This is a genomic window from Enterobacter cloacae complex sp. IR53030, from assembly GCF_049238365.1.
Classification (GTDB): Bacteria; Pseudomonadota; Gammaproteobacteria; order Enterobacterales; family Enterobacteriaceae; genus Enterobacter; species Enterobacter kobei.
Genome location: NZ_JBMKHA010000002.1, coordinates 22666 through 37211, shown reverse-complemented (window position 1 = coordinate 37211; position 14546 = coordinate 22666). Strand labels below are relative to the sequence as shown.

12 protein-coding genes are annotated in these 14546 nt (G+C 53.8%); 7 read left to right on the top strand and 5 right to left on the bottom strand.

What is annotated here, in order from left to right; translation table 11 throughout:
* Window positions 1-359 precede the first annotated feature (359 nt).
* The 4 genes from ACOTXR_RS02015 to ACOTXR_RS02000 all read left to right on the top strand — a co-directional run bounded on the left by ACOTXR_RS02015 (window position 360) and on the right by ACOTXR_RS02000 (window position 4705).
* Window positions 360-2489 carry a putative bifunctional diguanylate cyclase/phosphodiesterase gene (locus tag ACOTXR_RS02015; protein ID WP_032636332.1) on the top strand — a complete coding sequence of 710 codons (2130 nt, stop codon included), beginning with the start codon at window positions 360-362 and terminating at the stop codon, window positions 2487-2489.
* Window positions 2490-2580: 91 nt separating this feature from the next.
* Window positions 2581-3813 (top strand): sensor domain-containing diguanylate cyclase, encoded by a 1233-nt coding sequence (locus ACOTXR_RS02010; protein WP_058689910.1) that lies wholly within the window; start codon window positions 2581-2583, stop codon window positions 3811-3813.
* 74 nt (window positions 3814-3887) lie between these two features.
* Window positions 3888-4028 (top strand): Ecr family regulatory small membrane protein, encoded by a 141-nt coding sequence (locus ACOTXR_RS02005; protein ID WP_014884038.1) that lies wholly within the window; start codon window positions 3888-3890, stop codon window positions 4026-4028.
* Window positions 4029-4141: 113 nt separating this feature from the next.
* Window positions 4142-4705: a DJ-1/PfpI family protein gene (locus ACOTXR_RS02000; RefSeq protein ID WP_023330522.1), complete on the top strand. Its 564-nt coding sequence runs from the start codon at window positions 4142-4144 to the stop codon at window positions 4703-4705.
* 94 nt (window positions 4706-4799) lie between these two features.
* Here the strand turns inward: ACOTXR_RS02000 and ACOTXR_RS01995 are convergent, their stop codons facing one another.
* On the bottom strand, window positions 4800-6416 hold the full coding sequence (locus tag ACOTXR_RS01995) for a peptide ABC transporter substrate-binding protein (RefSeq protein WP_058689909.1): 1617 nt from the start codon (window positions 6414-6416) through the stop codon (window positions 4800-4802).
* 185 nt (window positions 6417-6601) lie between these two features.
* Between ACOTXR_RS01995 and mpaA the strand changes: the two genes are divergently transcribed.
* Window positions 6602-7315 (top strand): murein tripeptide amidase MpaA, encoded by a 714-nt coding sequence (gene mpaA / locus ACOTXR_RS01990; protein ID WP_058689908.1) that lies wholly within the window; start codon window positions 6602-6604, stop codon window positions 7313-7315.
* Here the strand turns inward: mpaA and ycjG are convergent.
* Window positions 7306-8271 (bottom strand): L-Ala-D/L-Glu epimerase, encoded by a 966-nt coding sequence (gene ycjG, locus ACOTXR_RS01985; protein ID WP_058689907.1) that lies wholly within the window; start codon window positions 8269-8271, stop codon window positions 7306-7308. The genes mpaA and ycjG overlap by 10 nt on opposite strands.
* Before the next feature lie 107 nt (window positions 8272-8378).
* On the opposite strand from ycjG, the gene tpx reads away from it, so the two are divergent.
* Together tpx and ACOTXR_RS01975 are read left to right on the top strand one after the other, a co-directional pair.
* Entirely contained in the window at window positions 8379-8885 is a 507-nt protein-coding gene (gene tpx / locus ACOTXR_RS01980) for a thiol peroxidase (RefSeq protein ID WP_045135272.1), read from the top strand.
* Window positions 8886-9160: 275 nt separating this feature from the next.
* Window positions 9161-10369, top strand: coding sequence for an aldose 1-epimerase family protein (locus ACOTXR_RS01975; protein WP_023337357.1), 1209 nt, complete (start codon window positions 9161-9163; stop codon window positions 10367-10369).
* Between the two features lie 33 nt (window positions 10370-10402).
* Here ACOTXR_RS01975 and tyrR read toward each other — a convergent pair whose 3' ends face one another.
* The 3 genes from tyrR to ACOTXR_RS01960 all read right to left on the bottom strand — a co-directional run bounded on the left by tyrR (window position 10403) and on the right by ACOTXR_RS01960 (window position 14503).
* Entirely contained in the window at window positions 10403-11944 is a 1542-nt protein-coding gene (gene tyrR / locus ACOTXR_RS01970) for a transcriptional regulator TyrR (protein ID WP_014884045.1), read from the bottom strand.
* A gap of 112 nt (window positions 11945-12056) precedes the next feature.
* Window positions 12057-13109 (bottom strand): YcjF family protein, encoded by a 1053-nt coding sequence (locus ACOTXR_RS01965; protein WP_045268221.1) that lies wholly within the window; start codon window positions 13107-13109, stop codon window positions 12057-12059.
* On the bottom strand, window positions 13106-14503 hold the full coding sequence (locus ACOTXR_RS01960; protein WP_045282162.1) for a YcjX family protein: 1398 nt from the start codon (window positions 14501-14503) through the stop codon (window positions 13106-13108). Before ACOTXR_RS01960 ends, ACOTXR_RS01965 begins: the two co-directional genes overlap by 4 nt.
* Between the last annotated feature and the right edge of the window lie 43 nt (window positions 14504-14546).

The window sequence follows — 14546 nt, the reverse complement described above, 5'->3', positions numbered from 1 at the left end:
GTTACGCACCCGATATTTAGCTTAAGTCAGGTAAAAAAAGCGTATTAGTAAAAATGTGCTGCGCCGAATGCTGTGATACTGGTTCACAACCACGTTAAGCGATACCATCACCTGCGACGAGACGATTCGTTCGTCCACGTATTTAAGGCGCTTTGCTAGTGATAGTGGTCTATGTTTAGCAATGCTTAATAAGTTAAAAACGAGAATATATTTTATATTCCCGGTGAGTATAGAGTTGTTATATGACTGGTCATTTTTCACGATAAATAACTAATATGGTTTGAATGCGCATTTTCGTTGCCCGATAAAAATGTGCCGGCAGGCGAAATCGGTAACCCTCTCAGGCGTGGGATTGCATAATGCTCAATATATCGTGGGACCCTGTGTTGATTGCTGTCTCTTATCTGGTGGCGTTTATCGCCTCCTTTGTAGCTCTGGACAGCGCCGGGAAAATTCCCCTTTCCAGCCGAAAAGCGGCTTTGTTCTGGCGGATTGCCGGAGGCGTAACGCTGGGCATCGGGATCTGGTCAATGCATTTCATCGGCATGCTGTCGATGCAAATGCCCATGATGATGAGCTACGACCTCTGGATAACCCTGGCCTCACTTGGTGCGGCGGTTATAGCCTCCACAACGGCCATTAATATTGCCGTTACGGGCAAACACCTCTCCCTGTTTAGACTGACAGTCGCCACGATCATTCTCAGCGCTGGCGTGGTCTCGATGCACTATATCGGTATGGCCGCATTGATGCTGGAGGGAAGCATCCTCTGGGATCAGCGGATTGTCGGTTTGTCCGTGGTAATTGCGGTTGTCGCCTCCGGTGTGGCGTTGTGGCTGGCTTTTCGTCTCCGGGATAAGCACAAAGGGGTCTTTGTAAATCGCATTCTCGCGGCCTTAGTCATGGGTGCCGCCATCTGCGCAATGCATTATACGGGCATGAGTGCCGCGCATTTCCATGAGATGGCACGCACGCTTCCCGGCGGGATCGGCGAGCTGGGATTATCCATATGGGTTTCCGTCACCACGCTCTCACTTCTTGGCGTGATGTTAATTATTTCACTAATCGATTCGCACTGGCGCACCACCCGGCTGACGGACAATTTGCGACAACTCAATCGCCAGCTTGAGCTTCAGGCTCGCTTCGATGCCCTCACCGGGCTCGCAAACCATCATCAGATGGATATCCGAATGCAGGACTGTCTTCGCAGCGCCTTGCTGAGCAAGAAACAGTTTGCCGTGATCTTCCTGAATGTCGATCACTTCAAACGCGTGAATGATACCTGGGGCCACAGCGTGGGTGATGAGTTACTAATCACTATTGCCCAGCGCATTACGTCCCGGCTTACCCGTGAGATGACGCTGGCCAGACTGGGCGGGGATGCTTTTATCCTGCTGGTTCCCGAATGTGATGATGAAAAGCTTAATACCCTGCTCACCACCCTCCTCGCGGATATGCGCCGCCCGCTTTCACTCTGCGGTCACACGCTAAACACCACCATCAGCGCGGGGGTCAGCCTCTATCCGAAAGATGGCGAAACGCTACATGAACTGAAGTTTAAGGCTGATGCAGCCTTACAACATATTAAAGAGGATGGACGTAACGGCTGGGCAATTTACCGTCCGGAGATGTCAACAACAGTACCGGCGCAACCGGGTTTTCTGCAGGCGCTTTCTCAGGCCCTGGAACGCGATCAGTTTGAGCTCTGGTATCAGCCAACCTGGCACGCGGAAGATAAGACGATCCACGGTTTTGAAGCTCTTCTCCGCTGGCGTCATCCGGAGCAAGGCGTTTTGCTGCCGGGACTGTTTTTACCCACGCTGGAACAAACGGGTTTGATTATTCCGGTTGGCAACTGGGCGATTGAGGCCGCGTGTCGGCAGCTTCATTTCTGGACGGAACAGGGTTTCAGTCAGTGGACATTGTCGCTCAATTTATCCCCCGTTCAGTTCGAACAGCCGGATATCTTTCACATCGTCTCGTCGATGCTGGAAAAATATAATCTGTCTCCCTCCCGGCTGATTCTGGAGGTAACAGAGAGTACTGCGCTTAAAAATCTCGACCGCAGTATCGAGCTCCTGAACGCCTTTAACCATGCGGGTGTCACCGTCTCTATTGATGATTTTGGTACTGGCTATTCTAACCTGCTGATGTTAAGCGTTCTCCCGGCAAAAGAGCTAAAAATTGATAAGAGTTTTGTGACCTCTATGCTGGAAAACGAGAAAAGCCGCAAGCTGGTGGAAACCATTATTAATATCGCCCGGACCATGGAGATGAATGTCGTTGCTGAGGGCATTGAAACGGACGAACAGCAGGCGATACTGACCAGCCTTGGCTGTGACTATCTGCAGGGGTTCCTTTTCTCCCGCCCATTGCCTGCGGAACAGGTTCCGTGGCTGCTGCTACAGAAAAACTCAGATAAACAAATTATACCCATGAGTAAAATTCATACGGATCCCGCATTTATTTCACAAAAAAATCATGCCTGACAGGATTGAATAGCGTATGTTTCAGAAGAGTGGACGCGAGTTAATCTGACGTGATTGTCAGGCATAAGATGCCGATGAACAGGAAATGCCTATGTCGCAAAATGGTTTTGATGCGCTGAATGCAATTAAAACGCCCGTGTGGCTCATATCTCCTGTTTCAGAACAGATCATTTTTGCCAATGTGGCCGCAACACAGCTGATGGGTAATAAAACACTGGATGGCTTGCGTAAAGGCACCTGTTCCGCAAGTGCGCAAAGCGTGTTGTCGATGTATGTTCCTGAACTGAAAAACGATCACGATATTGTCGAGATCTGGACGATTAGCCGTGCCGGGCAAGATACACCGTTAAGCTGCCGCCTCTCTCTCTCCCACTTCACGCCTTATGGCGATGTTATCGTTTTTGAAGGGATTTCTTCTCAGGCCCCATCAGGCCTGAAAGCCAGCCGTTCCACAACCTATCAGCGTAAAAAACAGGGTTTTTACGCCCGTTTTTTCCTGACCAACAGTGCGCCAATGCTGTTAATCGACCCAGCTCGCGACGGGCAAATTGTCGATGCAAACCTGGCCGCGCTCAGCTTTTATGGCTATTCGCATGATGAAATGTGCAATAAACACACCTGGGAGATAAATACCCTGGGGAGAGGTGTCATGCCCATTATGACGGAGATTGCCGCACTGCCCGGCGGACATAAGCCGTTTAATTTTGTTCACCGTCTTGCCGATGGCACCACCCGCCATGTCCAGACCTACGCGGGGCCCATTGAGATTTACGGTGACAAACTGATGTTGTGCATCATCCATGATATCACCGAACAAAAAAGGCTCGAGCTGGAGCTGGAAAATGCTGCGTTACGTGACTCAATGACAGGCTTACTTAACCGACGCCAGTTCTACAATATTATCGATCAAACCAACCTGAGCCACCTTTCCGCGCAACAGCAATTTAGCCTGCTGCTGGTGGATACCGATCATTTTAAAAACATCAACGACCTCTTCGGCCATCTGAAAGGTGATGAGGTGCTTATCGCCCTTTCCCGCACGCTGGAAGCCTGCAGCAGGCAGGATGACCTCGTATTTCGCTGGGGAGGGGAAGAGTTTGTCATCCTCCTGCCGCGCACCTCTCTCGACACTGCCCTGAAGATTGCCGAATCCGTCCGCGCGGCGGTAACCCGTATCACCATACCCGGCTTACCCCGTTTTACCGTCAGCATTGGTGTGGCAAGGCATGAACCGGAAGAGAGTATTGATGAGCTGTTTAAACGCGTAGACGACGCGCTCTATCGCGCCAAAAACGATGGACGTAATAAAGTCCTTGCGGCATGAGACTGGAGTATACGGGAAAGCGTCATTACAATGCCCCACTTATGTAAATCACTGACAGGTGGGTAGTCGCTACAATGGGAAAGACTGAAATAATACTCACCTTAATCATTTTCATCCTTATTATATTTGGCTTGTGGTTTATTTTTAGCGGTGAGATCTGGTATTTCGTTGAATATCTGGAAAATACCCTGTACCCGACCTTCGATGCGCTGTAGTGCAATAATTCATTTGCTTATATTGCCTGTGCTCTGACGGGCTTTTTTATTTCCGGCAATTGAGCCATACCAGGCTATATCTTAATCATCTCTATAAATAAAGGTGAGGAAAGATGAGCAAGAAAATCCTGATGTTGGTGGGCGATTACGCCGAAGATTATGAAACCATGGTCCCGTTTCAGGCATTACAGATGATTGGTCATCAGGTGGATGCCGTTTGCCCCGACAAACCGAAGGGGGACTACATCATGACGGCAATCCATGACTTCGACGGTGCCCAGACCTACAGCGAAAAGCCCGGCCACCGTTTTGTCCTCAATGCTGACTTTTCCGCCGCACGGGAGCAGGATTATGACGCACTGCTTATCCCGGGCGGTAGAGCGCCAGAATATTTGCGGTTAAATGACGATGTACTCAAGCTGGTGCAGGCATTTGACGCGGCACGTAAGCCAATCGCCGCCGTGTGCCATGGTCCGCAACTGCTTGCTGCTGCCGGCATACTTAAAGGCCGAACCTGCAGCGCCTACCCGGCGTGTGCGCCTGAAGTGCGTCTTAGCGGTGGACACTACGCCAGTATCGGCATCGACCAGGCACATGTAGACGGTAATCTGGTCACCGCCCCCGCCTGGCCCGCTCATCCACAGTGGCTGGCGAAGTTTAGCGCTTTGCTGGAGTAACAGTGGTGCTGCCCATCAGCGGCACGCGCGGGCATAAGTAAAAACTGGCGCCAGAATGCGCCAGTTTTCAGTGCGACAAGGTCATTCTCTCCCGTCAGTGCTTCTCAATATACATCGTCCGGCTATACGCCACGTCTTCCGGGTTATTAATAGGATAGCCTTTCACCCACGGCTTAATCAGGCGGCCATTGGTGTACTGATAAATCGGCGCGATAGGCGCTTTCTCCGTGAGGATTTTTTCCGCCATGTTGTAGTCCGTATTGCGCGCTTTCGCCGTGGTTTCCAGCGTCGCCTGGTGGATAATTTTATCGTAGGCCGGGTCGTTGAAACGCGAGATGTTACCGCTGTGGGTTGAGGTCAGCAGTGAAAGGAAGGTCGATGGCTCGTTGTAATCGCCCACCCAGGAGGCGCGGATCACATCAAAGTTACCGGTATTACGGCTGTCAATATACGTTTTCCACTCCTGGTTTTGCAGTTTGACATCCACACCGAGATTTTTCTTCCACATGGACGCCACCGCGATGGCAATCTTCTGATGATTTTCTGAAGTATTGTACAGCAGGGTCAGCTTCAGCGGACGCTGAGGGCCATACCCCGCGGCCTGCAGCAAGGTTTTCGCCTGGGCGTTCAGCTCCTGCTGCGACATCTGCTCAAATGGCGAGGCCTCCGGGGTGAACCCGGCCGTCACGTCAGGCGTGAAGTGCCATGCGGGCTTCTCTCCCGTGCCTAACACTTTTTCCGCCATAATGCGGCGATCGATGGTCATGCTCAGCGCCAGGCGAACGCGGGAGTCGGCCGTTGGGCCCTTTTGCGTATTGAACGCATAGTAATACGTGCCCAGCTGAGGCGGCGTGTAAACCTGTCCCGGAATATCCTTCAGGAGCTTCTGATACATGTTTTTTGGGAACGATTCGGTAATATCAATATCACCTGCCAGATAACGTTTGGTGGCCGATGATTCCTGGTTAATCGGTACGAAGGTGACCTTTTGCAGGACGGTTTTTGCATTGTCCCAGTAGTGGGTATTGGGGACGACAACCAGTTTTTCATTCACCACGCGGTCATTCAGGACATAGGCACCATTGCCGACCAGAGATCCCGGACGGGTCCACTCTTTACCACTTTCTACGTTGGCTTTTTGCACCGGGTAGAAGGCAAAGTTAGCCGTCAGATTACTGAACCACGGCAGCGGTTTGTCCAACTGGACGCGTAATGTTCTGGCATCGACCGCCGTTACGCCAAGCGTATCGGGTGCAGCTTTACCATCAATAATGGCCTGCGCGTTGTTGATACCCGCCAGGGCAGCAAACCAGGCAAATGGAGAGGTCGTTTTCGGATCAACCAGACGCTGCCAGCTGTAGACAAAATCCTGGGCGGTGACAGGCGAACCGTCGGACCACTTCGCGTTATCGCGTAGGGTAAATGTCCAGATGCGGTTATCGTTGCTCTGCCAGCGCGTTGCCACTCCCGGCGTCAACTCCCCTTTCTCATTCTGATTCACCAGACCTTCGAAGAGATCGCGAATCACCTGAATCTCTGGCAGCCCCACCGCTTTTGCCGGATCGAGTGAAGCCGGTTCGTCTTTAATGTGTCTGACCAGCTCCTGTTTTTGCGCCAGTGCCGTACCCTGTGGCACATCCGTAGCGAAAGAGAGTGAAGAGAGTCCGCACAGGCACAGTGCGGCAAAAAGACGCGAAACAGGATGCTTCATAAGATCCCCTTTAATGAATTCAGGTAACAAGCAGATGCGTAATTATTTGTTTCGACAAAAAGAAATGCAAATAACTTACTCCCGAATAGTGATTTAAGGCAATTCTCAACCATTTCGGAAACTATTTGATTAACCGCGTGTTTTGCACAACACTGCGAGTAGTGATCTTTTTATCAGGATTTCGTATGACAACCACCCGACCGAGAGCGGAACGCGGCGCCTTTCCGCCGGGCGCTGAGCAATATGGCCGCTCATTTTTAGGCGCATCGTTGATCTGGTTCCCCGCCCCCGATGCCGACCGCGACAGCGGCTTGATTCTTGCCGGCACGCACGGTGACGAAAACTCCTCCATCGTGACGCTTTCATGCGCGCTGCGGACACTAACGCCCTCATTGCGGCGTCATCACGTGATTCTGGCGGTTAACCCGGACGGCTGTCAGCTCGGTCTACGCGCCAATGCGAGAGGCGTGGACTTAAATCGTAATTTCCCGGCAGCAAACTGGCGCGCCGGAGAAACCGTTTATCGCTGGAACAGCTCCGCCGAGGAGCGTGATGTGGTTCTGCTGACGGGAGATAAACCGGGCTCGGAGCCTGAAACCCAGGCGCTGTGCCAGCTCATCCATAAGATCCACCCTGCATGGATTGTCTCTTTCCACGATCCGCTGGCGTGTATTGAAGATCCGCGTCACTCCGAGCTGGGCGCCTGGCTGGCGGAAGCATTTGCCCTGCCACTCGTCACCAGCGTCGGCTATGAAACGCCAGGATCATTCGGTAGCTGGTGCGCCGATTTGAGCCTGCCCTGCATTACCGCTGAATTCCCGGCGATCTCGTCCGACGAAGCCAGCGAAAAGTACTTAAAAGCCATGATGGATCTTTTACGCTGGCAGCCTCAGAGATGAAGCACGCCGCTGGTAAAATTAAGCGCGGGTGACACATCAACCGCCAGCCACGTCGGGCCATCCAGATCGGCGAAACGGACCTGATTAACCAGCGGTAGCGCCGCACCGATCGCCCGGGACGTGCAGAGCATGCAGCCCAGCATCAGCGCAAATCCCTGCGCCCGGGCCTCTTCCGCCAGGGCCAGCGCCTCTGTCAGGCCGCCGGTCTTGTCGAGCTTAATATTGACCATCTCATAGCGCCCCTGAAGGTCGCTCAAACGTTCCCGGGTATGGCAGCTTTCATCCGCGCAGACGGGCAATGGATGGATAAAATTATTCAGCGCCACATCATCTTCTGCTGGCAGAGGCTGCTCCAGCATGGCGACCCCCAGGTCGGCCAGCAGCTGACATCGTGCGGCCAGCCCTTCCGGGTGCCAGGATTCGTTGGCGTCAACAATGAGCGTGGCGGCGGGAACCGCTGAGCGAATAGCGACCATTCGCTCGCTGATCAGGCGATCGTCGAGTTTCACTTTCAATAGCTTTGCACCGGCGTCATAGAGCGCTTTTGCGCTGGCGGCCATCTGTTCCGGCTCACCGATTACCACCGTTTGCGCGGTAACCACCGATTCCGGCAGCACCACGCCCAGCAATGACGTCAGCGATGTTTGCTGTTTCGCCGCTTCCAGGTTCCAGAGCGCACAATCAATGGCGTTGCGCGCGGCCCCGGCGGGTAAACGGTGCTGGAGCGCCTCGCGAGAAAGTCCGGTTTGCAGGTCCGGAACCAGCGTCATGATATGCGCCATGACCGACGCGAGGCTTTCCCCATAGCGCGGATAAGGCGTGCATTCGCCCACGCCTTTAAAACCGTCCTCTTCGATTTCAACGACCACCACGCTGGCTTCGCTTCGGCTGCCGCGAGAGATCACAAACGGGGTATGCAATGGCCAGGCTTCTTCATAGGCCTTAACGCTTCTCATCACTGACTCCTTGCGGCCCGGAAAGGCGAAAAAATTGGTTTGCCGTGTTATCTGCTGATGGCATACACTAGCCCCGACGTTAACTATATGTAAACAGGAAGATATCTATGTCACAACTCGTTCATTTCCAGGGCAACCCGGTTGCTGTTGCAGGTTCCATTCCGCAGGCTGGCAGCAAAGCGCAGGCTTTTACTCTGGTGGCTAAAGATCTGTCTGACGTCACACTGGCTCAGTTTGCGGGTAAACGCAAAGTGCTGAACATTTTCCCAAGCATTGATACCGGCGTTTGCGCTGCCTCCGTGCGTAAATTCAACCAGCTGGCCACCGAAATGGACAACACCGTGGTGCTGTGCATTTCCGCTGACCTGCCGTTCGCCCAGTCCCGCTTCTGCGGCGCTGAAGGCCTGAGCAACGTTATCACCCTCTCCACCCTGCGAAGCCCGGATTTCCTCGAAAAATACGGTGTTAGCATCGCGGAAGGTCCACTGAAAGGTCTGGCTGCACGCGCTGTACTGGTTATTGATGAAAACGACACTGTCCTTTTCAGCGAACTGGTTAACGAAATTACGACCGAGCCGGATTACACCGCCGCACTGGACACGCTTAAAGCATAACAGTGACTTAGCAATTTATACTGCGTTTTCAAAACCTCGCGATGGCGGGGTTTTTTATTACCCACACGCTGAATCGTTAAAGCATAAATATGATAACTTCACAGTATTTATGCAAATAAATATCAGCAACTCAACAATAACGCGATCTTTCCCACATAATACTGGTTAATATTTATCATCTTCGCCCTCAGTGAAGCCCATCACATTTCCCTTTACGGCAAAACATTAGATTTGCTTACGAAATCAAATAATCGTTTCAGCAAAAAGGGATCAAAATGAAAATAAAACTGGCTTTAACGCTCCTTGCGGTAATGGTTTCGGGTCACGCCGCCGCAAAAACCTGGGTGCTGACCAGCGCTGAAAGCAGCGTAGAAAAAGGAAACTGGAAGATTTCCAGCGATGAGCTGAAAATTAACGACCAAACGTTCAGCATTGAGCAGAAAGTGTTGCACGGCGGAAAGCAGGAAGGCAGTAAAGTTATCATTATCAGCAGTAAAAACGGTCTGACAATTACCCTGAGCCCGACGCGCGGAATGAATCTTCTGCATGTGGAAGGTTTTGGTACCCGACTGGGGTGGAATTCTCCCGTTAAAGAGGTCGTTAACCCGGCGTATATAAATCTGGAAAGCCGAAACGGCCTCGGCTGGCTGGAAGGATTCAATGAGATGATGGTCCGCTGTGGTTATGAGTGGACGGGACATCCGGTCACGGCTGACGGCCAGATTTATACGCTTCACGGCAAGGCCGGTAATACCCCGGCTTCTCAGGTCGAAGTTGACGTTGCGGATACCGCCCCGTATGAAATTCGTATTCGCGGGTTAATCAAAGAGAGCACGTTTAAAAAAGCGGATCTGCAAACCATGACCGAACTGCGTTACGTTCCAGGCACTAACCAGTTCAGCCTGCATGATGTCCTGACAAACCATGCCGATTACCCTCATGACTATCAAATCATCTATCACAGTAACTTCGGGACGCCGATCCTCGAAGAAGGCGCACGCTTCCTTGCTCCGGCGGTAAGCGTGAGCCCCTTCAACGATTACGCTAAAGCGGGCGTAGACAACTGGCAAACCTATGCCGGGCCGACAAAAGGCTTTGATGAGATGGTCTTTAACATCAAACCGCTTGCGGACAACAACCACGAAACCCTCGCGGCGGTGGTCAACAAAGCCGGCGATAAAGGCGCGTCAATTCAGTTTGATACACGCCAGCTACCCGTGCTGACCTTATGGAAAAATACCGATACGCCAAAGCAGGGGTATGTTACGGGGATTGAGCCGGGTACGAGCTACGCCTACCCCGTGACCATAGAACGTGAGCAGAAACGGGTTAAGCAATTACAGCCAGGGGCCAGCGCGCAGTTTGATCTCACCTATACCCTGCTTCATAGCCCGCAACAGGTGAAAGAGGTTGAAAACAGGATTGCGGCCATTCAGGGAGAGACAAAAACAGAAATCGTGACCACACCGCTGGCGAAAGAATAAACATTAAAAAAGCCTCTTTACAGAGGCTTTTTGCTATTCGTCACCCTTCTTATGATTCAAACCATACTCACGCAGCTTATTCGCAATCGCGGTATGCGATACGCCAAGCCGTTTTGCCAGTTTGCGAGTACTTGGATAGCTGCGATAAAGCTGCGTCAGGACGGAGCGTTCAAAGCGACTGGTAATATCATCCAGCGACCCTTCCATCGCCTCTTCACCTACCGATACCGTTCCGGCGTCGTAATCAGGCAGCAGAATATCCTGCGGACGCAGTTCATACCCTTCAAGCTGGGTGAGTGCACGATAAACGGCATTTTTAAGCTGACGGATGTTGCCCGGCCAACCGTAGCGCATTAACACCGTGCCGAGATCGGCAGAAAGCTTCGGACGCGGGACGCCCTGCTCGTCGGCAAAGCGGGCGACAAACAGTTCCGTTAACGGCATGATGTCCTGCGGACAATCGCGCAGCGGTGGAATGTTCAGCGTAAGGACGTTAAGGCGGTAATAGAGATCCTCGCGGAATATCCCCTTTTGCACCAGTTCCACCAGGTTTTTCTGGGTGGCACAGATGACGCGCACGTCCACATGCACCTCATGATCTTCACCGACGCGGCGGAAGGTTCCGTCGTTCAGGAAACGCAGCAGCTTGGCCTGCATGCGCGGCGACATTTCACCGATCTCATCCAGCAGCACGGAGCCGCCGTTAGCCTGCTCGAAGAACCCTTTCTTGCCTTCCGGCGCGTGTCCAAACAGTTCGCTTTCGACAGCATCTTCCGGGATAGAGGCGCAATTAAGTGCCAGATACGGTTTTGCCGCACGCGGGCTTGCCAGATGCACAGCGTGAGCCAGCAGATCTTTCCCGGTACCGGTATCACCAGTAATCAGCAGCGGCGCGGTCAGGCTGGCGAGCTTGCGCGCCTGGTCAACCACATGACGCATTTTCGGGCTGACGGCAATAATCTGGCTGAATGCGCCGACATCCTGGCTGGAGAGGTTTTGCAGCTGGCGGCCCATACGTAACGTCGAGCGCAGCATGATCACGGCACCGGTCAGTACGCGGGTGTCGCTTTCCCCTTTCAGATAAACCGGTGTGATCTCCATCAGGAAATTCTGCCCGTTTATCACTACATGCTCGCTGTGGGTATTCTGCGGGTTGCTGTCCAGCCAGCGCTGGAAGTTAAAACCCGGGACCAGCTGTGCGGCATGTTGATTGCTGAGCTTCTCCTGGCTCTGTGCAAATAGCTGACAGCTTGCGTGGTTAACGCGCTCGACTTTACTTTTCAGATCCAGAGAGAGGAACGGTTCAGGCATGGCTTCCAGCAGCGCGCTCAGTGCCAGGTGCTCTCGCTCGGAGGGCATCCAGGGGATAGTGCGCACATCCGTAACGCCAGCGATACGGCGGATTTCCGCCATCAGACTGCTAAAGGTATTGAATTCAATTTCGGCAAAATTGAGGTAAATTCGCCCGACAGGATCGATCTCAATGCCACGTAAATCAATGCTACGTAAAACAAGAAGATCGAGTAACTCGCGGGTCAGACCGAGACGGTCTTCACAGAAGACTTCAAGACGCATGGGAAATTCACCGTTTTAAGCCAGTAACGTTAAAATGATATGTCAGAACACGGTGAACCGGAAGATGGCTGTCAACAAATATTGACAGCCAGCACGATAAGTGAACAAAACCTCACGGAGCAGGTTTTTTATTGAGCGTCTCTTTAAGCTGGCCGATCAGTTCGCGTCGGAAATCCCCCAGCCGTGGCTTATCGCCATCGATCCACGGCAGCGGTCGGCACACTTCCATCGCCTTGATACCCAGACGCGCCGTCAGTAAGCCCGCGCCAATACCCTGCGCAGCGCGAGCCGAAAGACGCGCAGCCAGATCCTGCGACATCCAGTCCATGCCCACTTCACGCACCAGTTCGCTCGCACCAGCAAAGGCGATATTGAGTAACACCAGCTTGAACAGTCTGAGTCGACTGTAGTAACCCAGCTCGATACCGTAGAGATGAGCGATACGGTTAATCAAACGCAGGTTACGCCAGGCGATAAACGCCATATCCACCAGCGCCAGCGGGCTGACGGCAATCATCAGCGTGGACTCTGCCGCAGAACGGCTAATCTCGCGTCGCGCCTGGGCATCCAGTACCGGCTGAACCATATGGGAATAGAGCGTTACCACTTCCCGGTCATTCTGCGTTTCATGGATGGCGGCATACCAGCGCTGAAGCGCCGGATGCGACTGATCGATACCGGCCTGGCTGGCCAGTTTCTCACAAAACGCGCGGCCTTTGCCGGTTCCGTGGCTGTGGAGGAGATCCCGCGCTTCATCACGCTCATGCGCGCGCTGTCGCAGACGCCAGAGACGTCGCCACTCGGTCGCAACAGACCCCACGCCCGCGCCAACAATCAGCGCACCTGCGGCACATCCGCCCAGTGCGACCCAGTCCTGCGTTTGCCAGGCGTTCATCGCCCACTGGACGCCCTGCCCGACCACGCTGACGCCGAACAGTGCCAGACCGGCGGTGACCATTCTGCGCCACACACTGCGTTTTGGACGCAAAGCGGCCTCCACGACCGCCTCCGCTGGCCCCTCCTCAACCGCGGGATCGTCCGGCAGTGCCGGGGCAAAGTTCTCTGCCTGCGTACCGCTGAACGTCTGCGCCGTTTTAAACGCTTCGCGATCCGCATGCTCAAGCGTTCCGGTAAAATCTATGCGTGGTTTTAACGGTTCCGTCATCGCAATTTATCTCCAATCAAAAACTCCAGCGCCGCATCCAGACGGATGTGTGGTAACGGCCGATCGACGCTCATGGCCTGAGGGCGGAAGGCTTCAAACTGGAAACCCTGGCTCTGCCAGAAGGCCTGGCCCGGCAGCCTGGCAGGCACTTCGCCCGGATAGACCGTAAGCGGCTCACCGTCGCTGAGGCGATTCCCGCGCAATGCCGGTATTTTCTCGCCGTTGAGATCAATCAGCCCGCTCTGCGTCGCCTGGACGGAGGCCAGCCCAAGACAATCCATGCTAATCCCTTCAAACGCGGCATTTTGCCACGCATCCTGCACCAGCTGCTGCAGCAGAGAAACCATGTTGGCATGCTGATCGACCGTCACGTGATCGGCTTTCGTGGCCGCGAACAGCAGCTTGTCGATCACCGGCGAGAAAAGACGACGGAACAGCGTCCGCTGCCCGTAGTGAAAACTCTGCATCAGCTGGGTCAGCGCGAGGCGCATATCGTTAAATGCCTGCGGCCCGCTGTTAAGCGGCTGCAGGCAATCTACCAGCACAATCTGGCGGTCGAAACGCAAGAAGTGGTTTTTATAAAATCCTTTGACCACTTTTTCGCAGTAGTAATTGTACCGCTCGCGCAGCATCCCGGCGTTCGTGTGTTTACCGGCCTGGGCCAGCTTCGATTCACCGGCGCCGTCCACATCTGGCCAGGGGAAGAACTGCAGCGCGGGCGCTCCGGCTAAGTCCCCCGGCAAGACAAAACGACCCGGCTGGATGAAGTGCAGCCCTTCCTGTTTGCACTGATGAAGATAGTCCGTCCAGGCCTCGGCAATCGCCGCCAGACGGTTTTCATCCGCTGGTGCCAGCGGATCCAGGCCTTCACACAGCGCTCGCCATTTCGTTGACCACGCAGCGCGTTGTCCCTGCAGCAACCCTGTCATCTGACGGGACCAGCTGAGGTAGTCCTGCGCCAGCATCGGCAAATCGAGCAGCCATTCGCCCGGGTAATCGACGATTTCCAGATACAGGGTGGAGGTATCCTTGAAGTGGCGCATCAGGGATTCATTTGAGCGGAAACGCAGCGCAAGGCGAATTTCACTCACCCCTCGCGTCGGCGTCGGCCACGTGGGCGGATCCCCGTAGAGCTGTGCCAACCCTTCGTCATAGGTAAAACGAGGAATACCAAAATCGCGCTGAGGGACGCGCTTAACGCCCAGCAGACGCTCTTCTCTTACGGCGCTGAGCAACGGCAGGCGCGCTCCGGCGTGCAGGTTCAGGAGCTGGTTTACCATCGCCGTTATGAATGCCGTCTTGCCGCTGCGGCTTAGCCCGGTGACGGCCAGGCGCAGATGTCGGTCAACGCCACGGTTCACCAGTGAATTGAGTTCGTTCTTAAGTCGCTTCATCGCCATCCTTCATTGCCCGGAAGCCTGGAATGCATGGCTTCAG